General features: G+C 56.9%; 14 protein-coding genes. 8 read left to right on the plus strand and 6 right to left on the minus strand.

What is annotated here, in order from left to right; genetic code table 11:
- Window positions 1–121 precede the first annotated feature (121 nt).
- The 6 genes from HU743_RS04600 to HU743_RS04625 all read right to left on the minus strand — a co-directional run bounded on the left by HU743_RS04600 (window position 122) and on the right by HU743_RS04625 (window position 9,650).
- Window positions 122–3,010: an RHS repeat protein gene (locus tag HU743_RS04600; protein ID WP_186647197.1), complete on the minus strand. Its 2,889-nt coding sequence runs from the start codon at window positions 3,008–3,010 to the stop codon at window positions 122–124.
- 98 nt (window positions 3,011–3,108) lie between these two features.
- A complete protein-coding gene (locus tag HU743_RS04605; protein ID WP_186618993.1) occupies window positions 3,109–3,486 on the minus strand; it encodes a response regulator in 378 nt (125 codons plus the stop codon).
- A gap of 44 nt (window positions 3,487–3,530) precedes the next feature.
- Window positions 3,531–4,745 (minus strand): hybrid sensor histidine kinase/response regulator, encoded by a 1,215-nt coding sequence (locus HU743_RS04610; protein ID WP_186647199.1) that lies wholly within the window; start codon window positions 4,743–4,745, stop codon window positions 3,531–3,533.
- Complete coding sequence (locus HU743_RS04615) at window positions 4,739–5,332, minus strand: chemotaxis protein CheB (RefSeq protein WP_186618994.1); 594 nt, start codon at window positions 5,330–5,332, stop codon at window positions 4,739–4,741. Before HU743_RS04615 ends, HU743_RS04610 begins: the two co-directional genes overlap by 7 nt.
- Window positions 5,329–6,153: a protein-glutamate O-methyltransferase CheR gene (locus HU743_RS04620; RefSeq protein ID WP_186551427.1), complete on the minus strand. Its 825-nt coding sequence runs from the start codon at window positions 6,151–6,153 to the stop codon at window positions 5,329–5,331. The genes HU743_RS04615 and HU743_RS04620 overlap by 4 nt, the downstream gene beginning before the upstream one ends.
- Window positions 6,153–9,650: a response regulator gene (locus HU743_RS04625; protein ID WP_186647201.1), complete on the minus strand. Its 3,498-nt coding sequence runs from the start codon at window positions 9,648–9,650 to the stop codon at window positions 6,153–6,155. The genes HU743_RS04620 and HU743_RS04625 overlap by 1 nt, the downstream gene beginning before the upstream one ends.
- A gap of 266 nt (window positions 9,651–9,916) precedes the next feature.
- Here HU743_RS04625 and HU743_RS04630 point away from each other — a divergent pair, with 266 nt between their 5' ends.
- From HU743_RS04630 to HU743_RS04665, 8 genes are all read left to right on the plus strand, one after another.
- Window positions 9,917–10,288 carry a response regulator gene (locus HU743_RS04630; protein WP_186618996.1) on the plus strand — a complete coding sequence of 124 codons (372 nt, stop codon included), beginning with the start codon at window positions 9,917–9,919 and terminating at the stop codon, window positions 10,286–10,288.
- Window positions 10,289–10,456: 168 nt separating this feature from the next.
- Window positions 10,457–14,335, plus strand: coding sequence for a hypothetical protein (locus HU743_RS04635; RefSeq protein WP_186647203.1), 3,879 nt, complete (start codon window positions 10,457–10,459; stop codon window positions 14,333–14,335).
- A gap of 85 nt (window positions 14,336–14,420) precedes the next feature.
- Window positions 14,421–15,713: a glycosyltransferase gene (locus HU743_RS04640; RefSeq protein WP_186647205.1), complete on the plus strand. Its 1,293-nt coding sequence runs from the start codon at window positions 14,421–14,423 to the stop codon at window positions 15,711–15,713.
- Between the two features lie 134 nt (window positions 15,714–15,847).
- Window positions 15,848–16,735 carry a phospholipase gene (locus HU743_RS04645; protein WP_186647207.1) on the plus strand — a complete coding sequence of 296 codons (888 nt, stop codon included), beginning with the start codon at window positions 15,848–15,850 and terminating at the stop codon, window positions 16,733–16,735.
- A gap of 75 nt (window positions 16,736–16,810) precedes the next feature.
- The gene (locus HU743_RS04650) at window positions 16,811–17,716 is read left to right on the plus strand and encodes an AraC family transcriptional regulator (RefSeq protein ID WP_186647209.1); all 906 of its coding nucleotides are present in this window, start codon (window positions 16,811–16,813) and stop codon (window positions 17,714–17,716) included.
- Window positions 17,717–18,098: 382 nt separating this feature from the next.
- Window positions 18,099–19,409 (plus strand): sugar ABC transporter substrate-binding protein, encoded by a 1,311-nt coding sequence (locus HU743_RS04655; RefSeq protein WP_186647211.1) that lies wholly within the window; start codon window positions 18,099–18,101, stop codon window positions 19,407–19,409.
- Window positions 19,410–19,559: 150 nt separating this feature from the next.
- Window positions 19,560–20,486, plus strand: a complete 927-nt coding sequence (locus HU743_RS04660; protein WP_186647213.1) for a sugar ABC transporter permease — start codon at window positions 19,560–19,562, stop codon at window positions 20,484–20,486.
- 8 nt (window positions 20,487–20,494) lie between these two features.
- Window positions 20,495–21,325, plus strand: a complete 831-nt coding sequence (locus HU743_RS04665; protein ID WP_186630220.1) for a carbohydrate ABC transporter permease — start codon at window positions 20,495–20,497, stop codon at window positions 21,323–21,325.
- Window positions 21,326–21,397: the final 72 nt, after the last annotated feature.

Consider the following 21,397-nt stretch of genomic DNA (forward strand, 5'->3'; position numbering starts at 1 on the left):
AGCTCCCATCAACAGCAGGTCACGCCATTTATATCAACAGGGCAGTTGCTTCGCGCTGATTTGAAGTTAACCGCCTTTGCTGCGCAGCCTGGTAAACGATCTAAAGAAGCGCCAGGTAATCTCAAACGGCCCCATAGTTTTGAACCTTTGTGTCAGCAAGCGGTGGGCGATTCGTTTTCACCATTTTCTGCAGGCCGGACTTTATGTCGCGTTTATAAGCATTTCGCATTATCTGAAACCCGGAGTTTACAGCGTAATTCACGGTTTCTCGTACGCCGTCGCTGATTACGGCGCTCACGCCCTCAAGCTGCAGCCCTTGCGCCGCCAGTCGAGGGACCGCGCTAAAAGAATCTCGGCCGGCCACATTGCTGAGCTGTTTTACAACTGAAAACTGCGAGAGATCTCGACTTTCCTGGTATGGCGCCTCCTCCGGGAAATAACTGCGGGAAAAACTCATACTCATGGCCACCGCCCCTTTGGTAGCTGCGGGGTACAAAACCTCTTGGGCAAGGCTTACAGAAAGGGATTGCGCAGGACCAAACAGGTTGTAATCAATTAATTTGGAAACCCCTTTAGTCAGCACCGTAGCGCCGATCTCAGCGTTAATACCGGCTCTTGGAGGCGTCCCCGTCCAATCATTGTTCGGCCGGCTTGCTTCGAATTGGGAAAAAAATTCAAACCCGAAGTTATCCCCTAATGACGTGATCTGATCGATTGCCGCAAGATTCAATCCCGGGGTGAAAAAATGCTCAACCGCCACAGGAGCAGCCGTTAATACTGCGCCTCCCAAGGCTCCCGCGGAACGCTCTGCATATCGCCGTAAACGACCGATATCTTCATTCTGATTATGAGCGACCCATGCTGCTCCCGTGATCGCCCCATTGATCGCTGCCGAAGCCCCGCCTGCAACTGCCAACACCCAACTCGCCGGATTCGCAGCCTTTATGAGATAGCCGATAGCCGCCGCAGGCACTTTTGCTGCAAAGTCAAAGCCACCGGCCCATATCATCGCCTTTGCCGTCTCCCATCGCGACAAGCCCTGCAAATCGACATACCCGACCGGGTTGCCACCGACCATCGCGTACAGATTCAGCCCATCGTGGGTGCCCCCTGGGTCGGCACTCAGCCATCGCTGTCGCCACGGCATGTAGTAACGAAACCCGTAATAATAAAGACCGGTGGCGTCGCGCTCTTGCCTTGAATAGCGCACCGTCCGGTAACTGGCCTCGACCTCGTCACGCCCGGCCCACCAAGCTGTGGCGCCATAGGCATAGTAACTTTCCTGACTGATCAGGTGCGCCTCGAAATCCAGCTCCAGGCTGCTGGAACCCAGATGATCGGTGAGGATGTAGCGATGTTGATTGTCGGCGATACGCGAGGGCCGCCCTCTTTCCCAGTGCAGGACCTGCACAGTGCAGCGGCCAGCCTGAACAGTGATGATGTGCAGGGTTTCTTCAGGTGTAGTGCGGATTTCCAGGCCCGGCAAATAGCGGGTTTCATGGGTGCGGGTCAGTTGAGGGGTATGTGCCGTGCGGATTTTACGCAGACGTTGACCCGTGCAGTCATAAAAATAGCACTCGCTATCGTTGGGACCGTTTTTACGAATCACTTGATGGACCTGGCGCAACTGGTTGCGCTTGTCCCAAAGAAGATTCTGGCCTGTTTGCAGCAGGTTGAGGTTGCCGTTGGCGTCGTAACGCCTGGCGATTTCTTCCTCATCCGGTCGCTCACTTGCGACGGTGTACGGCAAACTGCGATTGCTTGTCAGCGCGACAGCCGTGCGTTCGCAGCGCGAACCACTGTCGGCGGTGTGCTGCAGCGTACACAGGTTGCCAGCGCTGTCGTAGTCGAATGTCTGCTGATAATTTTCCAGTTGCAGCGGATCCGCCGGTGAGATGAACTCGGGCAGCTGCGGCCCGCTCAGGGCCCGGATTCGTTGCCGACCAGAGGCTTTGATCAATTGCCCAAGCGTGTCGTACCCATAGGCGGTGAGAGGCGCGACTCGTTGATTGCGGAAATAGTGGATCGACTGAGCGCTGTCGGTGATGCTTAGCAACTTGCCCACCGGATCATAGTCATACGCGAGATCCTGCAGCACCGGCTCGTTGGCCGCTTGCGCGGCCAGGCTATTGAGCCGTCCATTCTGCGAGTCGAAAACGCTGCGAGTGACGACCCCGTTACCGGCAGTTTGCTGTTCTATTTGACCAGACGCGTTGTAGCGGATATCAGCCACTAACGTGGTGTATCCGTTGGCGCCGACCGGTTTCAGACACGCCCGGGCCAATTCCCCGGCCACGGTCTGTCGCAACAATTGTTGATTGCCCTGCGCATCAACGTGCCGGATCAGGTCACCTGAAGCGTTATAGCCCATGCCAGTGATGGCATTCCAATCTTCCAGCAGGGCGTCGCGCTTACTTGGCTCTTCAGGCCAGTCCGGCTCATTCAGCTCTTTGAGGAATCGCCGAGATTGCTCGATAGGCGCACCGTTGAGGCCAAACTCAGTAAAGTACGCCGAACCCGCCGCATCGTCATGACGGACCAACTGCCCGCAGCGATTATGCCGGGCAGACTCGAGGCTGGCGTCGGCGTAAGACAGGCATTCGCTTCGGTGCTCGGACTCGCCGGCCGAACGGTCGAACACGAACGTCGGGCGCAGCCACGCATCGTATTGCACGCGGCGGTGATTGAGCTTTTGATCCCAGCTTTCAAGAGGCTGGCCAGACGCTCCCGTCAACGTCAAACGCCAACCGGCATCCACGTTGACCGATAGCAAGGATGCTCCGGACAGAGTGGTGATGCTGGTCTGGTTGGCGGGAGAGGTATCGTCGTTTTGAAAGCGCAAAAACAGCCGCGGATCACGCGTGTGACTCGCGCGGCGCGGAAGGTCATGAACCGTTTGCCAGACATAGGTTTGAAGCTCGTCCAGGCCCGATCGCCGAAAGTACGAGACCTCGCGTACCGCGGCACCACGAGGTTCAATGACGGCAAGCATTGGCGTGTGACGATGCATGAACAGTGACCTCGCGGTGGTTACGAGGTCTTTATTAGCTCTGAAGCCGCTTGTGTCAACTGTCAGAAATTACAGGTATCGCGCCATTTGCCGCGTTTTCAGGCCAGCAATTCCTGGATCTTTTCCTGCAACACGTCGAGATCAAATGGTTTTTCGAGGATCGGCGCCTTGCTGGTAATCGGGCTGCCGGTCTCGCGGATTTCCTGCGGATAGCCGCTGATGAAAATCACCTTGAGGTCAGGTCGCAACTTCACGGCAGGTTCGGCGATCTGCACGCCGGAAATGCCGCCCGGCAAACGGTAGTCAGTGATCAACATGTCCAGGTGCGGTTTGCTGGCGAGGATTTCGAATGCCTGCTCGCCGTTTTCCGCTTGCAGTACGCGATAGCCCTGCCCTGACAAGTAATCGGTCAGAACCATCAAGATAACCGGTTCGTCTTCGACGACGAGTACAACATCTTGCGCATCTACGCTCATGGGAAGCCTTTGTTCGGTCAATAGCTGCTGATACGACCGTGTGGTCACTCAGAGGTTGCGTCGGATGTGCCGCTTTCCTGGATGGGCAGACAAACGCGAAACAGGGCGCCTTCGTTGATTTCACTCTCGACGACGATGGAGCCGCCATGGGCGGCGACGATCTGCTCGGAGATGAACAGACCCAGTCCGAGCCCGGCCACTACCGTCTTGGCGGAGACCCGTTCGAACTGTTGAAAAATACGCTTCTGGTTCTCGGCACTGATGCCGATACCGTGGTCCTGCACCTCAATGCGCGCCTCATCATCGACGCGGTAAACGCGTACCTGAATCGGACTGCGACCACCGTAACGCAAGGCGTTGGTCAGCAGATTGGACACCACCTGCTCGATCCGGAATTCATCCCAGTGCCCCTCCACCGGCTCCGCTGCGGTGAAAGACACTTCGGTTTCCGCCGCCTCGATCTGTTGCGCAAAGTTTTGCAGCAGATTGCTCACCAACTGCACCAGATCGAAATGGCTCGGCCGGATCGACAGCTTGCCGGTGCGAATGCGCGACACGTCGAGCATGTCTTCGATCAGCCGGATCAGGCTTTTGATCTGCCGTTCATCGCGGTCGACCATCGCGTGCATCTTGTCGAGCGTGAACGCCGAGGCGTTGTCCCGCGCCAGGTGCATCTTGCGCAGTTGGGTTTCCAGTATCAGCCCGTTGAGTGGCGTGCGCACTTCGTGGGCGACGATTGACATGAAGTCATCGCGCATACGCACGGCCTGCTCCAGCTCAAGCTGGGTACTCTGCAATTGCTGGAGCAAGGCTTCCTGCTCGCGGCGCGCCTGCTCCAGTGCTTCGACCTGCTGCTTCATCGCCTTGCTCTGGCGATACAAATCGACAAAGACGTTGACCTTGCTCTTCACCGCATGGATATCCAGCGGCTTGTGCAGGAAATCCACCGCACCGCTTTCGTAGCCCTTGAACGCATAGTTCAGTTCACGGCCGGCGGCGCTGACGAAGATGATCGGGATGTTCTTGGTTTTCTCGGTACCGCGCATCAACTCTGCGAGTTCAAAGCCGTTCATGCCGGGCATTTGTACGTCGAGGATGGCCATGGCGAATTCGTGTTGCAGCAGCAGCGACAACGCTTCATCTGCCGACAGCGCCTTGTAGACGGTGCGGTCTTCACGCTTGATCAACGCTTCAAGGGCCAGCAGGTTTTCCGGCAGATCGTCGACGATCAGCAATTTGGCTTGGATATTACTCAGCATGCGATTCGTTCCAGCTCGACAAGCAGACGGCCGATGCCGTGAATGGTTAGGACATGATCCGGCTGGTGAACATTCAGCGCAGCCTGGGGCATGGTGGCGACTTGTGCTTCTGTGGGGTCCTGGACAATGGTCAGTCCGCCCCGCTGTTTGACGACGGCCAGGCCACGTGCGCCGTCGTGGTTGGCCCCGGTCAGCAGCACGGCGGCCAGCGCCGGGCCGTACGTGTCGGCGGCGGACTCGAACAGAAAATCGATTGATGGCCGGGAATGATGCAAACGCTCTTCCAGGCTCAACGACAGACTGCGGTCCTGCTCCACCGACAGGTGATAACCCGGCGTGGCGAAATAGACGGTGCCGGGGAGGATGTCTTGCTTGTCGCGGGCTTCTTCCACAGGCAGCGCCACACGCCGGGCAAACACTTCGGCCAAATGACTGCGGCGTTCTTCAGGCAGGTGCAGGACGATAATGATCGGCAGCACAAACCCTTGGCGCAGCGGGCCAAGCAGCGTCAGCAGCGCTTCAACGCCGCCGGCCGACGCGCCGATCACAACAGCCTCGATTCGAGGCAGGCTTGGGGTGCCGTTCATGATTTGCGGTAAATCCGTTCTTGTTTCACCAGCGGCTCGAACTGGTTGGCGTAGCTGGAAAAATCCAGGGTTTCCTTGCTGCCCAGCACCAGAAAGCCACGGTGCGAGAGCGATTCATGGAACAGCCCGAACGCCCGGTCCTGAAGCTTCTTGTTGAAATAGATCAACACGTTACGGCAAGAGATCAACTGGGTTTCGGAGAACACACTGTCGGTGGCCAGGCTGTGGTCGGCGAAGGTCACGTTCTCGCACAGACTCTTGTCGAAAATCGCGTAACCGTACGCCGCCGTGTAATAGTCGGCGAACGAACACTGGCCGCCGGCCTGCTGGTAATTGGCGGTGTAGGCGCGCACGTTCTCCATCGAGAAAATCCCTTGCTTGGCTTTATCCAGCGAGCGCGGGTTGATGTCGGTGGCGTAGATGATCGTGCGGTCAAGCAGGCCTTCTTCGCGCAACAGGATCGCCATCGAGTACACCTCCTCGCCCGTGCTGCATCCGGCAATCCAGATCTTCAGCGACGGATAGGTGCGCAGCAACGGCACCACTTCCTGGCGAATCGCGAGAAAGTGCGACGGATCGCGAAACATCTCGCTGACCGGGATCGTCAGCAATTGCAGCAGCTGCATGAATGCCGTCGGATCGTGCAGGACTTTCTCCTGCAACGCTGAAATCGTCGCGCACTCGAACTGGTTCAACGCATGCAGCACCCGGCGCTTGATCGATGCGCCGGAGTAATCGCGAAAATCGTAGCTGTACTTGAGATAGATCGCCTCGATCAGCAAGCGCAATTCAATTTCGCTGTTTCGTTCACTTCGTTCCACTAGATGCGTTCCATCTTCGGTAACCACACGCGAATCAGCGAGAACAGGCGATCGAGGTCAATCGGTTTGGCCAGATAGTCATTTGCGCCGGCCTGCAGGCAGCGTTCCTGGTCGTCTTTCATGGCCTTGGCCGTCACCGCAATGATCGGCAGCTTGCGCCAGCGCGGATCCTTGCGGATCTCGACAGTGGCTTCGAACCCATCCATTTCCGGCATCATCACGTCCATCAACACCAGATCGATGTCTTCGACTTCGTTGAGTCTCTCAATGGCTTCGCGGCCGTTACGGCCGATCACCACCACGGCGCCCTTGTGCTCCAGTGCACTGGTCAGGGCGAAAATATTGCGGACATCGTCATCCACCAGCAGCACCTTGCGACCCTCGAAGACCTTGTCGCGGCTGCGTGCGGTCTTGAGCATCTTCTGCCGTTCATGGGACAACTGCGATTCGACTTTGTGCAGAAAGAGTGTGACCTCGTCCAGCAGTCGCTCTGGCGAACGCGCCCCCTTGATGATGATCGAACGCGAATACTTGCGCAGTTCGGCCTCTTCATCGCGGGTCAGGTTGCGGCCGGTGTAGACGATGACCGGCGGGAATGAACAGATGTCTTCGGTGGACATGCGCTTGAGCAAGTCGTTGCCGAGCATGTCCGGCAGCTTCAGGTCGATCACCATGCAGTCGTAGATCGTGGTGCGCAACAGCTCCAGCGCATCCTGGGCGAGGCCTACAGCGGTGATTTCGATGTCCTCATCGCCAATCAGCCGGGCAATGCTCTCGCGCTGCAAATCATCGTCCTCGACCAGCAGCACGCGCTTGACCTTCTGGGTCAGCTTGGCTTCAAGGCGGGCGAATACATCCTTTAGCTCCTCGCGGGTGGTGGGTTTGACGGCGTAACCGATCGCGCCCATGTGCATCGCTGCCTCAACCCGGTCCTCGACCGAGATTACGTGCACCGGAATGTGTCGGGTTCCAGCGTGCTCCTTCAGGCGTTGCAACACCGTGAGACCAGAGTGATCCGGCAGGCGCATATCGAGCAGGATCGCGTCCGGGACGAACTCACGGGCCAGGTCGTAGCCCTCATCGGCGCCATGGGCTACCAGGCAGTGATAACCGAGTTCATGCGCCAGATCGTAGAGGATGTGTGCAAAGTTCGGCTCGTCTTCCACCACCAGAATGCACCGCGTGGCAAACGGTGCCTTGTCTCGGTCGTCGGCGAAGCGCGGAATGTGTACTGGCGCCAGCGGCGAAACCACGGGCGTGGGCGCAGGTGCGACGGCCGCGCTCGGGGCCGGCGGGGTAAACGTCGAGGGCAGCGATGCGACCTGGTTGGACTCGCTGTAGTGTTGCGGCAATACCAGCGTGAAGACGCTGCCCTGCCCCGGTGTACTGGAGACGCTGATCGAACCACCGAGCAAGGTCGCCAGATCGCGGGAAATCGACAGCCCCAGTCCGGTGCCGCCGTACTTGCGATTGGTGGTGCCGTCGGCCTGGCGGAACGCTTCGAAAATGCTTTCCTGCTGATCGGCCGCAATGCCAATCCCCGAATCCTGCACAACGAAGGCAATGCTGTCGTTCGGCTGACCGCTGATGGTCAGGCTGACGGCGCCTTGTTCGGTGAACTTCACGGCATTGGACAGCAGGTTCTTGATCACCTGCTCCAGACGCTGGCGATCGGTAAACAGCACCGACGGCGCGCCCGGGAGCAAATCCACACTGAACGTCAGGTGCTTGTCGGCGGCCACCGGTTCGAACAGGCTGCGCAGGCTGTCGGCCAGCCGGGCGACGCTGGTGTTCTCCGGAACCACTTCGAGCTTGCCGGCTTCAACCTTGGAAATATCCAGAATGTCGTTGATCAGGTTGAGCAGATCATTGCCCGCAGAGTAGATGGACTCGGCAAACTTGACCTGTTCGGTGGTGAGGTTTTCGTGCGGATTTTCCGCCAGCAACTTGGCCAGAATCAGCGAACTGTTCAGCGGCGTGCGCAGTTCGTGGGACATGTTGGCGAGGAATTCGGACTTGTACTTGCTCGAACGCTGCAACTCTTCGGCGCGCTCTTCGAGCTGCACCTGGGCCTGGTTGAGCAAGTTGTTCTTCAAGTCCATGGCATCGCGTTGCTCGGCCAGGGTCTGCGCCTGCTCGGCAAGCTGCTCGTTGGTCTGTTCCAGTTCGACCTGCTGGGTTTCCAGGTGCGCCTGGGACTCCTTGAGGATGCGCGACTGTTCTTCCAGCTCTTCGTTGGCGGTTTTCAGCTCTTCCTGCTGCACTTGCAGCTCTTCGTTGAGTTGCTGGGTTTCAGCGAGCACTTCCTGCAATCGCTGGCGGTAACGTGCCGCTTCGATCGACGTACCGATGTTGCCGGCGATCAGTTCCAGCAGGTCGATGTCGCGATCGGTCAATGGGCGCAGAAAGCCCAGTTCAATCACACCGTTGACCCGATCGTCGTCGCTGGTCGGCACCACCAGCACGCTGTGCGGCAGACCTTCGCCAAGGCCTGAGCTGACCTTGAAGTAATCGGCCGGCACTGAGTCAAGACGAATCAGCCGCGCCTGCTGGGCGACTTGCCCGGCGATACCTTCGCCACTGTAGATAACCTGTTCCTGGTCTTCCTGCTCACGGGAAAAGCCATAAGTGGCGACGCGCTTAAGGCCACCGTGTTCTTCACGCACATACAGCGCCGCGACGGCGCTTCCCAGGTATTGCGCGCAAAATTGCAGAATATTGCGGCCCAGCAGATTCAGCGTGAGTTGCCCCAACACCTGCTCGGCCAACTGCGTTTGCCCATTGCGCAGCCAAGCCTGGCGCTCCAGGCGTTGGGCGCTGGCCTCCTGTGCCGACAGGGTGGCGGAGTAACTCTGGGACAGGTTGACCAGATCGCGGCGGCCTATATAGGCAAGCAAGCCGCTGATCCCGGCGATGAACAGCAGGTACAGGCTGATACTCCAGACCGTCGTGCGGCGTACATCCTCGTTGCGCGTGGCGCGCAGGACCTGCTCGGTTTCGATCACGTCTTCAAACTGTTTACGAATCTCATCCGTCAGGCGCTTGCCCCGCCCCGCTTTCACCGCGCCGCGGTAATCGCCGCTGCTGCGCTGCAAATCAATCATCGACTGCGCGTAGTTGGCCCACTCGACCTGCAATGCCTGAAGACGACGCAGGCGATCGGTCTGAATCGGATTGTCCGCCGTCAATTCGAGCAGCGTGTTGAGCGCGACGGCAATACGCGGCTTGGCCGTTTCGTAGGGATCGAGAAAATGCTCATCGCCACTGAGCAGGTAACCGCGCATCCCGGTTTCGAGGTCGACGGTCAACTTGACCGCCTCGTTGGCGTTATTGATGACCCGGTCGGTGTGCTCGACCCACTGGATCACCGACAGCAGATAGGTAATCAGCGACACGAAGAACACCGCACTGATCGCGCCAACACCCAGCGGCAGGCTGATGTTGCGACTCAGAAGTTTACGAAACCGTTGTTCATCAACCGAAGACGGAGAGGACATGGGGCAGCCTTGTCGAACTGTTGAAAACCCGAGAGTTTGCCCCAAAACCACGGGCTGGATCCATTTTTCTGACAATATTGATGGCATTTTCCTACACGCCTGCCCTTTGTGGTGGCAGCAGCAGTTATCCTTGTCGTCGCGCACGGCCCCGCTCTTTTTTTGTATCAGAACGGGAACTTGTGGCTATGCGCCATTTACTCATGCAAGAGTCCGGTGATTTTGATCAACCGGTATCCCCCCGATTTCCTTCTTCCGAGAGTCCTGTCATGTCTGCCAACCCTGCCACCCCTGCCACCATCCTCGTCGTAGAAGACGACGACATCGTGCGCATGCTCATTGTCGATGTGCTTGAGGAGTTGGAATACACGGTTGTAGAGGCTGATGGTAGCGCTGAGGCGCAGGTAATCCTCAAGAATCTGGACACCCGCATCGATCTGATGATGACGGATGTGGGGCTACCCGGCATGGACGGTCGTGAACTTGCCACCGAAGCACGAAAGTCACGCCCGGAACTGCCTGTACTGTTCGCCAGTGGCTATGCCGAATCGATTGATGTCCCGAAAGACATGTACATGATCGGCAAGCCGTTTTCGATTGATCAACTACGCGATAAAGTAAACGGCATCTTGAAAAGTTAAATGACGTCGAAGCACCTTGTTATATTCAAGCACTCTTTGCAATGCTTAAACGCTTTCAATCACTAACCGCGCCTGCTTATCCTGAGTCAACTTGCTAATTAAGGCGTCACTCTATCGTGACGCCATAACCAACAAAAGTTGAAACCAATCCAACTCAGGAAGAACGGCATGCGCCTGATTTTTACAGATAAACCCCGCATTATTGATCGCTCCAACTTCGATAAAAATGAAAAAGCCAAAGTCATTGAAGCTTTAATTACCTGCTCCAAAATGACTCACGATGAGGACTTCTGGTCCACTACCGGCTGGTTTTCGCACCTGCATGGCAAATCCAGGTTCGGCAGCATTTTCATTCCGCGCGTGCCTGACAGCACCTTTGACGAAGTGTACGACCCGGCACGCAACCTGTTGCAAAAAATGATCGCGAAGGAAGAGTTTTCATACCTCCCAAAGCAGTACGACCTCACCCTCGATGCCCGATTTGGCGTCGATGGCAGCGGCGTACTGTTTGCACTCGAAATCACCGGTCGACGCGACGTACCCGGTGCAGCGAACAGCGAACTTGAAACGCTTGCTGCGTTCGCAAAAATAACCGGCGGTTATGTCTATACCGGCGAGGTCATTCAACTCGCACAATGGCTGGCGTTCGAAGGTTTGACTGCACCTGAATCACTCGACGAGTTAAACGAGCTGATCAGCTACTTGCAGTCCGAGATCCCCGCCGCGCCTGATGCCGGCGATTACCATGAACTACTGAACGCCCCAGAGGATTCGCCGTTTCATTTGTCGACCGCTGATCGCGAGGTAATTACAGGCGTCATTGAGGAGGTCACACAGGGCAAGACACGCCTCTTGCAAAAGCTGGTCTTCGCCAATTTCAATGCTATTGCGGTTGTCGATAAACGCGAACACGCCGACAGATTCCTGAAAACATTCTTGAGCGGCAAAGTCGCCAGCAACCTGGGGCAGACGCTGCACGAGCGCCTCAACTGGCAACTGGAGGTGGACGAACAAGTACGCTCACGTCAACTTAAAGAGATGGTTGTGGCTGCGCTGGTCATCGACATGCAAGCCAAATCGAGTCTGGCCGGCTTCGATCCGTACCAACCTGCCAATGCACCGTTACATGCGACCCAGGTGCGCGAGAACTTTGAGGATCATCTGGTTGCTGCCGGCATGGCCGATCCGGACAGTGCGGCATTGGCGGCGCACCTTCTGCTGGCCGGAGCAGCGCCTGAGCTACTGATACGAGACGTGCCTCCCGGGCTAACCTTGGGAAAGCCTGGCTGGATGGCTCTTTCCCGGGCAGTGGCCTTGATCGAACAGGCTTCGCCCGGCTCATCGCGACTGATGAAATACGCGCAAATCATGGCGTTTTCCGAGCTGGCGCCGGTGTCACCCGAGCAAATTCAACTGCATCAGCAAGCGGGCGTTATGCCGGTGATCAACTGGGCAGTTCTCAACAGCGTTATACCCCACCGTGCAGCAAAGGATTACGACCAGGCCCAAGTGGTGACGGCCACGGCTTGCTTCAAGCGATACATGGAAGCCTTAGCGCAATCCGAAACCGGCTTGTCGACGCCGCCCCCCAGCCGAAGGAAAGTCGGACTTGAGGAACTGCAAAAGGTAATGCCTGCCGGCGATTATCTGGAAAAGAAAGCTTATAAACTGAAATTTGTCGAAGGTTTAAGCGAGAATGGCTGGCTGGCACTCCTAGGCCATTCAAATCCGCTTGGCCATTGGGCCTTGTATCATGATTACCAGTTAAGCAAGACCGACAATAATCAAGATGCGATTAACCTTTTATTACGCATGCGCTTCTCGATCCTGGATCTCTATCTTTCCGGCGACTTGATCGAAAACGGTAAGTTCACGCAGCGATTCGAGGCCCTGAGCGACTTCCGTCCGCCAGCCCAAGCGTTTGAGAAGCTATCACAACTAAAACCCGCCAATGACGTGTTCAAGCAAGCTGTCGATAATTACTACGACAGTGTACGAACAGCTCTGTCTTCTATTATCAAAATGGCTATCACGAGCCTGCCTGAACGCGACCGCTACGCATTGACCAACGGCAAGCTGTCGTTTTATACCGTGCGAAAAGAAGTCAACCCCCTCAATCCTAATCAGGAAACACAGAACGCCCGTGACGAAGCGATAAGCCGCCACGGTATTATTGTCTGCTGCGAAAATCGCACTTCGTTGCGGGCCTATGAATTTTTCACACTGCGCGGCCTGTTTCGCGAGCGCCCGGAACTGGCTGCGCTGCTAAACAGTACGGGTATCATCAATGACAACCCGAAGCTTTCCTTTACCGGCAGCAAATTCGATTTCCAACCCAAGAACAAGGCCCGCAACTGGCCACTGGATTATGCTGCGTACAACGAAGGAAGCGAAGCACGAAACGGCATCACTTCCAATATAGTCGTTGAAAAACTTTGGCACTTGAGACTTGAAACTGCCAGCGTGCAGCCCGTGCCTTTATTCTTTTCCCCCCAAGTCAACGATATCGCTGAGTTGCTGCTGACCCATCATCCGGTGGCCAGCCGGGAGGAAATATATGGCTCGCTGAATGTCCCGACTGAACTTGAGGAGTGGCGCACCACAAAAGAGAAGGTAGAAACCCTGCTGATCAACATCGTCGTCCCCTTCAAGCAATGTATCGAGGATATCCGCTCGGGGCGGACGGACCGGGTCGCTGAAGGCATTGGTGGATGTGTGCTCGACGGACTTTCCATCATCGGATTGATGATCGGCGTGGGGGCGTCGGTGGCGAGCATCATCGCCAAAACCGGTTCGACCACAGCGAAAATATTGAAGATCGCCAGCACTGTCGCCCGTGCTGCCGTGTCTGTTTTCAACCCCCTCGACGGGCTCCCGGCGTTGGCACAGGGAGGCTTTCGTTATGCCAAGCGCGGCATCGTTTACGTGGGCAAGCACTCCCTGAACGCTATCAGCACGGCAACCGGCCAGTTGAAGAAACTCGCCATCGGCACCGATATTCATCCGTTGATCAAGGCCGGCAGTCTGAGCGATGTGCGCGTGGCTGCGTGGCGTCATGCCGATGATCTGGGCGATGCAATTGATCTTGCAGTGCTCCCGCGTAACAAGGAATGGCACGCGCTGAATATCAAAACCGGTGGTGCGTGGGGGCCGCGCCTGAAAATCCAGGGCCTGGGTGACTTTTCACGTTTGAGACAGCTATTGGGGCTTAGCAAGCCGCACAGCTACACGCGAGGATATTTGACCAAGGCGATTCCACACGCCAAAAGCAAGTTGGATAACGCGATCAGCACACTGTCGAATGCACCTGACGAAGAAGTACGTGCCGTTTTGAAACACGTATTCGGCACTGACTCCGCCGCCGCCGCGGAGAATCTGGTCGATAACATGCGTGTCATGCGCTCAGACCTTGATTCGTTGAAATTGTCTAATATTGAGTTTCGCCCGGCGACGGATAGCGCCGTTGCGGCTCTGTCACCGCCGGCCTATATGCGTTGGAAGGAAGGACTCGCGGGCGGGGTTAAATACGACAAGTCGGCGACACGCTTTCTAAGCGTGTTTCCAACTAATCTGGACGACCACTACAAGCTAAACAGATATGACGATGCCGCTATCGGTGACGTGTTGGTGCATGAGATGTCACACGGCGGCCCCAATACCTTTGATATGTATTATGCAGTCAACTTCACGGACTCGTTAAAAGGCGAATTTGATGCTGCCGCATTGCTCGACTTTGCGCGGAACCCGCACAAAGCCCACCCCAACAACCTGTTCAATCCTCACACAAGTTTCCACCGGCCTCACTTTGAGTTGTTCGAAAAAGCCAAGAGCAGCTTTCCACAGGTTGTCCAGGACTACCCCGCGCTGGCGAATGCGGAATCCTATTTATTGGCCGTCGCATTGCTTGACCAACGCAAGACCCTTCCTGACCGGTTCGCCGCTAATTTGCAATCCATTGAACAGGGTGTGAAAAACACCACAACGCTGGGTTTCATTGATGGCCCGGTGCTGCTCGGTCTCTCGAAAACGCCTCGCCCGCTCCCATGATCCACTAGCCTGAATCAAGGCGCATCCGGCCACCTTCACTGTGGTTTAATTGCGCCTTTTTTCGCCAGTACTCAAGGATCCAAACATGACTCGCCCCTGCGCCACCAAAGTTCTGGTTATCGGTTATGTCTGGCCCGAACCCCGCTCTTCGGCGGCCAGTGGGCATGTCATGCAAATACTCGAAACGTTCCAGCGGCAAGGCTGGGACATTACCTTCAGCAGTCCGGCCGGGCCCGGTGAACACAAGGCCGATCTCGCCTCGCTGGGCATCCGCGAAGTCGCCATCGAGTTGAACAACAGCAGTTTCGACGCGTTCATCACAGAACTTGCACCGGACATCGTGCTGTTCGACCAATTCATGATGGAAGAACAGTTCGGCTGGCGCGTGGAAAAGCACTGCCCGAACGCGTTACGCGTACTGGAAACCTCCGATCTGCAAAGTCTGCGACATGCGCGACATCAACGGCTCAAAGAACGATTGAAAGCCAACACTGATCAGGATGACTTCAGTGAGTTGTTCCGTCCTGCCCTGCGCGAAGAGTTTGAACGGATGGCCGACACCGATATGGCCAAGCGCGAAATCGCCGCACTGTATCGCTGCGACTTGAACCTGATGATTTCTGAAGTCGAAATCGAACTGCTGGTCGAGCAATTCGGCTTGCCACGCGACTTGCTCCATTGGTGCCCACTGATGATTGATCCGCCGGCGACGGCGCACCGCGCATTTGCCCAGCGTGCGCATTTCCTCAGCATCGGCAACTTCCGCCACGCGCCGAACTGGGACGCCGTACTCTGGATGAAAACCACACTCTGGCCGTTGATCCGTCAGCGACTTCCCGACGCCCGGTTGCACGTTTATGGCGCTTATACACCGCCGAAAGCCACAGCCCTGCACAATGCCGCTCAAGGGTTTCACGTGATGAACTGGGCGGAAGATGCCTTGCAGGTGATGTCCGAGGCGCGCATTTGTCTGGCGCCCTTGCGCTTCGGTGCGGGCATCAAAGGCAAGCTGATCGATGCCATGCTCTGTGGCACTCCAAGCGTGACCACGCCTGTCGGTGCCGAGGCCATGCATGGCCCGCATGCCTGGCCTGGCGCGGTCGAAAGCTCGGCATCGGCGCTGGCCGACGCGGCCGTCCAGCTTTATCGGGACGAATCACGCTGGCAAGCAGCCCAAGCGACCGGTGATGCCTTGCTCGCCGAACGCTATCAGCAAGCGATACACGGCCCCGCGCTGGTTGAAAAGTTGCAGTTCTGCCGGCAGCACTTACAAACCCGTAGAAACAATAATTTTACCGGCAGCATTTTACGACATCATCTCCACAAGAGTACGCAATATATGGCGCAATGGATTGAAGCAAAAAACCAGCGCGATTGAATACAGCAATTCTGGTATATCCATTTACATATAACTCGCATTAAAACAAGCATTGGCTCAACAAGAAACAACCACTATAACGTTCCTGCGAAAACAACTTCTGCCTCCGCACAAAACAACGCAGGAACAACCACATGAACAATGGAACAAGTATCCAGGTACACCAATGGATGGCTGATACGCCGCACATCGATAACTTATCGCTGATGGAACTGACATTACCCGGCACACACAACGCGGGCTGCGACTGGGAAGCTTCCTACCCGCTGATTCCTGGAGCCAACTGGCTCGCGTGTCAGGACGTGCCGTTTTATTCGCAATTGAATCGCGGCGCAAGGGCACTTGACGTCCGACTCATTTATGACGCGAAAGCTTCAGGCTTCAACAAGTTTCGCTTCCAACACAGCAATTACCGCTCTACTCGACATTTGGGTGATCTTGTTCGCGACATTAATGGTTTTCTGGAGCGAAGCAGCGACGAGTTTATCGTTCTGGATTTCCATGAACTTGCCGATGGCAGCACCAAATTCAATCACGCCGAGTTCAAACAACTGATGCTGCAACATCTGGGCGAACGGATGATCCCGCCGGACCATCGCCGCTTGACCCTTGGCGAGCTGAAAGACATCAGTCGTAGGCAAAGAGTGTTGGTGGCGGCATCCGTGCCTTGGACAGTTGACCAAGGCACATTCGACAGGCAGATTGATCATCGCTGGATCGGGCAGTCGCAGGTCAGCACCTCGGAACTGCAGCGCTTCATCACCGAAGTAATGAGCAATCCGCCGGGCACATGGGACATGTGGTCCCTGTCAGCGACCTGCTACACCCTCGGGGGTCCGCAGCGAATTCTCGACGAACTGGACGATTGGTTCGATCCGGCCAGAACAGGCTGGGCGAAGAAGTGCAACATCATCAACTTCGACTTCATCAAAAATTCGAACATCGTGAAGTTCTGCCTGGAGGTCAATCGGCAGAAAGCCATGGATAAATCGGCGCTCGAACGCAACCGACAGGGCCGTTGACCGTCACGGTGCGCTGGCACAAGGCGCGCGGAACGAGGCATGATCGGCAGGCGATAACAAGAAAAGTACCGAGCCATGACCCGAACCGCCCGTGTGACCGACCCTTCTTACGAGTTGATGGATGACCACAACGGGTTATCCATCATCTACCGCCAGCATGGTTTCCCTTGCCCGCTGGTGCGCTGGCATTTCCACAAGGAATACGAACTGCACTTGATCGTCGCCAGTTCCGGCAAAGTGTTCATCGGCGATTACATCGGCAACTTCTATCCCGAGACGCTGTTTCTTACCGGCCCGAATCTGCCGCACAACTGGATCAGCCAGGTGGCCGAGGATGAAGTGGTGGAAAAGCGCGACATGCTGGTCAATTTCACCGATGAGTTGTTTGAAAGCGGTCACCAGGTCTTCGCCGAGCTTAAATCCCTGGCGCCGTTGCTGGAGCGTGCCCAGTACGGCATCGAATTCCGCTGCAAGCGCACGATCCGTCAAGCCATGACCATGATGCAACGCATCGCCGACAGTCAGGGCATCACCCGCCTCGGACACTTTTTCATCTTGATGGAGTTGCTGGCGGCCAGCGATGATTTTCAGCTGTTGTCCGGCGCCACCACGCCGCAACTGGCGGACGAGCACAACATCGACCGCACCAACCGTGCAGTCGATTACATCTTCAGCCACTATGCCCGGGACATTTCCCTGGAAGAAGTCGCCGACCATCTGGGCATGACCCCCACCTATTTCAGCCGCGTGTTCAAACAGGCCACCGGACGCAACTTCATCGAATTCGTCAATCGCCTGCGCATCAGCAAGTCCTGCGAACTGCTGGCCGACGGTGATAAGCCGGTCACCGAGGTGTGTTTCGAATCGGGCTTCAACAATATTTCCAACTTCAACCGGCGCTTTCAGCAACTCAAGGGCATGACGCCGTCGCATTATCGGCGATTGGCGGTGCAGCGATTGACTGAACAGAACCACCACTGACACCGCAAATTCCCTGTAGGAGTGAGCCTGCTCGCGATAGCGGTTTGTCAGCCAACGCATTTCAAACTGACACACCGCTATCGGTGTGTCAGTTTGAAATGCGTTGGCTGACAAACCGCTATCGCGAGCAGGCTCACTCCTACAGGGGGCTGTGGGTATCCGAAACCTGTACACATCGGATAAGCCCTGGCCGCTGCAATCCCCTACCCTGCGTTCCCGTCGCCAAAGCCCAGTGCAAAAAAGTATCAACAAAAGTGCGACGGATGATTTGTCACCCAAGCGATTGACCGTTGTAATCAGCGCAGATTCTTCCTGCATTCGGAAGACACAAAAACAATAACTGTCCTTCTGCGACCCGCCGGGTGCAGAAAAGGAGTGCACGATGCAACCCACTGCAAAAGCTCTGCTGGCCCTCACCTGCATGACCCTCAGCAGCGTCAGCCTTGGCGCCCAGACGCTGACCATCGCCACCGTCAATAACAGCGACATGATCCGCATGCAAAAGCTCTCGAAAACCTTCGAGAACGAGCATCCGGACATCAAGCTCAATTGGGTGGTGCTGGAAGAGAATGTCCTGCGTCAGCGCCTGACCACCGATATCGCCACTCAGGGCGGGCAGTTCGATGTGCTGACCATCGGCATGTACGAAGCAGCACTCTGGGGCGGCAAGGGTTGGCTGGAGCCGATGAAGGATCTGCCGGCCGATTACGCCCTCGACGACGTGTTCCCGTCGGTGCGCGAAGGCTTGTCGGTCAAGGGTTCGCTGTATGCCCTGCCGTTCTACGCGGAAAGTTCGATCACCTATTACCGCACCGACCTGTTCAAGAATGCCGGGCTGACCATGCCGGAGCGGCCGACCTGGGAACAGATTGCCGGGTTCGCGGAAAAGCTCACTCAGAAAGACAAAGAGCAGTACGGCATCTGCCTGCGCGGCAAGGCCGGTTGGGGCGAGAACATGGCGCTGATTACCACGGTCGCCAATGCTTACGGCGCGCGCTGGTTCGATGAGCAGTGGAAACCCGAATTCAGCGGTCCCGAGTGGAAAAACGCGCTGAACTTCTACGTCGATACCATGAAAAAATCCGGCCCGCCGGGTGCCTCCAGCAATGGTTTCAACGAGAACCTTGCGCTGTTCAACAGCGGCAAATGCGCGATCTGGGTCGATGCCAGCGTGGCGGGGTCATTCGTCACCGACAAAACCCAAAGCAAGGTCGCCGATCACGTCGGCTTCACCTTTGCCCCACATCAGGTCACCGATAAAGGTTCAGCGTGGCTGTATTCGTGGGCGCTGGCGATTCCGACCAGCTCCAAGTCCAAAGACGCGGCGAAAGTCTTCAGCGCCTGGGCCACCTCCAAAGCGTATGGCGAACTGGTCGCCAAGACCGACGGCATCGCTAACGTGCCGCCGGGCACCCGCGCCTCGACCTACAGCGATGCGTACATGAGCGCCGCGCCGTTTGCCAAGGTGACGCTGGAATCGCTGAAAGCAGCCGACCCGAGCAAACCGACGCTAAAACCGGTGCCTTACATCGGTATTCAGCTGGTGACCATTCCTGAGTTCCAGGCCGTGGGCACCCAGGTCGGCAAGCTGTTCTCGGCGGCGCTGATCGGCCAGAGTTCGGTGGATCAAGCCCTCACCGCGGCCCAGCAAACCACTGAGCGCGAGATGAAGCGCGCGGGTTATCCCAAGTAATTCCACGGTTCGCTCTTGCCTTTTGTAGGAGTGAGCCTGCTCGCGATAGCGGTTTTCCATCCAGCCAAGTGGTGACTGCCACACCGCTATCGCGAGCAGGCTCACTCCTACAGGGGATCTTCATTTGCCTGTCGGAAATCGGTTACTGCCATGAATACTTCAACTGCCAAAGCCCACCTCGACCTTGCGCCACCCCAGCGCAAAATCCGCGTGCGCAATCCCGGCTGGTTTCTGGTCAGCCCTTCGGTGGCGCTGTTGCTGCTGTGGATGATCGTGCCGCTGGGCATGACCGTGTACTTTTCGATGATCCGCTACAACCTGCTTTACCCCGGTGAAAACCAGTTCGTGGGGCTGGAAAACTTCACTTACTTCCTGAGCGATTCGGGATTCATGCCCGGCGCGACCAACACCCTGCTGCTGGTTGGCAGCGTGTTGCTGATCAGCGTGGTGTGCGGCGTGTTGATCAGCGCCTTGCTGGAGGCCTCCGAATTCCTCGGTCGCGGCATCGTCCGGGTGATGCTGATATCGCCGTTTTTCATCATGCCCACGGTTGGCGCGCTGATCTGGAAGAACCTGATCTTCCATCCGGTCTCCGGGATCCTCGCCTACATCTGGAAACTGTTCGGGGCGCAACCGGTGGACTGGCTCGCGCACTACCCGCTGCTGTCGATCATCATCATTGTTTCGTGGCAGTGGTTGCCCTTCGCGATCCTGATCCTGATGACCGCCATGCAGTCGCTGGATCAGGAACAGAAAGAAGCCGCACGCCTGGACGGTGCCGGTCCGATCGCGATTTTCTGGTACCTGACCCTGCCGCACCTGGCACGGCCGATTGCCGTGGTGGTGATGATCGAGACGATTTTCCTGCTCTCGGTGTTCGCCGAGATTTTTACCACCACCAACGGCGGTCCCGGTTACGCCTCGACCAACCTCGCCTACCTGATCTACAACCAGGCGCTGGTGCAGTTCGACGTCGGCATGGCTTCGGCAGGCGGCTTGATTGCCGTGGTCATTGCCAACATCGCCGCGATCATTCTGGTACGGATGATCGGCAAAAACCTGACTGACAAAGCCTGAGGCCTGCCATGACTCTCCAACAATCCCGCCGCTTGCAAAGCCTGTTGCTCGGCACGCTGGCCTGGGCCATCGCGATCGTGATTTTCTTCCCGATCTTCTGGATGGTGATGACCAGTTTCAAGAGCGAAATCGATGCGTTCGCCACGCCGCCACAGTTCATCTTCGCGCCGACGCTTGAAAACTATCTGCACATCAATGAGCGCAGTGATTACTTCAGTTTCGCCTGGAACTCGGTGGTGATTTCCTTCAGCGCCACGGCGCTGTGCCTGCTGATCGCGGTGCCGGCCGCCTACTCCATGGCGTTCTACGAAACCCAGCGCACCAAAGGCACCCTGCTGTGGATGCTCTCGACGAAAATGCTGCCGCCGGTGGGCGTGCTGATGCCGATCTACCTGCTGGCCAAGAGTTTCGGCCTGCTCGACACGCGCCTGGCGCTGATCGTGATCTACACGCTGATCAACCTGCCGATTGTGGTGTGGATGGTTTACACCTACTTCAAAGACATCCCTAAAGACATTCTCGAAGCCGCCCGCCTCGACGGTGCGACGCTGTGGCAGGAAATGGTTCGCGTGCTGCTGCCGATTGCCAAGGGCGGACTGGCATCGACCGTGCTGCTGTCGCTGATCCTGTGCTGGAACGAAGCGTTCTGGTCGCTCAACCTGACCTCATCGAAAGCCGCGCCGCTGACCGCGTTGATCGCCTCGTATTCCAGCCCCGAGGGCTTGTTCTGGGCCAAGTTGTCGGCGGTCTCGACCCTGGCCTGTGCGCCGATCCTGATCTTTGGCTGGATCAGCCAGAAACAACTGGTGCGCGGCCTGTCGTTTGGTGCCGTGAAATGACTATTCCTAACCGAATGCGATTCCCTGTCGGAGCGAGCTTGCTCGCGAAGAGGCCATATCAGTCGCTATCAA

Source organism: Pseudomonas sp. SWRI99 (genome assembly GCF_014270125.1).
Taxonomy (GTDB): Bacteria; Pseudomonadota; Gammaproteobacteria; order Pseudomonadales; family Pseudomonadaceae; genus Aquipseudomonas; species Aquipseudomonas hamedanensis.

What these genes read in the sequence shown, in the direction of transcription:
- HU743_RS04655 (WP_186647211.1), top strand. Translation starts at nt 18,099, where the DNA reads ATGCAACCCACTGCAAAAGCTCTGCTGGCCCTCACCTGCATGACCCTC.
- HU743_RS04605 (WP_186618993.1), bottom strand. Translation starts at nt 3,486, where the DNA reads ATGAGCGTAGATGCGCAAGATGTTGTACTCGTCGTCGAAGACGAACCG.
- HU743_RS04615 (WP_186618994.1), bottom strand. Translation starts at nt 5,332, where the DNA reads ATGAACGGCACCCCAAGCCTGCCTCGAATCGAGGCTGTTGTGATCGGC.
- HU743_RS04640 (WP_186647205.1), top strand. Translation starts at nt 14,421, where the DNA reads ATGACTCGCCCCTGCGCCACCAAAGTTCTGGTTATCGGTTATGTCTGG.
- HU743_RS04600 (WP_186647197.1), bottom strand. Translation starts at nt 3,010, where the DNA reads ATGCATCGTCACACGCCAATGCTTGCCGTCATTGAACCTCGTGGTGCC.
- HU743_RS04645 (WP_186647207.1), top strand. Translation starts at nt 15,848, where the DNA reads ATGAACAATGGAACAAGTATCCAGGTACACCAATGGATGGCTGATACG.
- HU743_RS04665 (WP_186630220.1), top strand. Translation starts at nt 20,495, where the DNA reads ATGACTCTCCAACAATCCCGCCGCTTGCAAAGCCTGTTGCTCGGCACG.
- HU743_RS04650 (WP_186647209.1), top strand. Translation starts at nt 16,811, where the DNA reads ATGACCCGAACCGCCCGTGTGACCGACCCTTCTTACGAGTTGATGGAT.
- HU743_RS04625 (WP_186647201.1), bottom strand. Translation starts at nt 9,650, where the DNA reads ATGTCCTCTCCGTCTTCGGTTGATGAACAACGGTTTCGTAAACTTCTG.
- HU743_RS04610 (WP_186647199.1), bottom strand. Translation starts at nt 4,745, where the DNA reads ATGCTGAGTAATATCCAAGCCAAATTGCTGATCGTCGACGATCTGCCG.
- HU743_RS04660 (WP_186647213.1), top strand. Translation starts at nt 19,560, where the DNA reads ATGAATACTTCAACTGCCAAAGCCCACCTCGACCTTGCGCCACCCCAG.
- HU743_RS04630 (WP_186618996.1), top strand. Translation starts at nt 9,917, where the DNA reads ATGTCTGCCAACCCTGCCACCCCTGCCACCATCCTCGTCGTAGAAGAC.
- HU743_RS04635 (WP_186647203.1), top strand. Translation starts at nt 10,457, where the DNA reads ATGCGCCTGATTTTTACAGATAAACCCCGCATTATTGATCGCTCCAAC.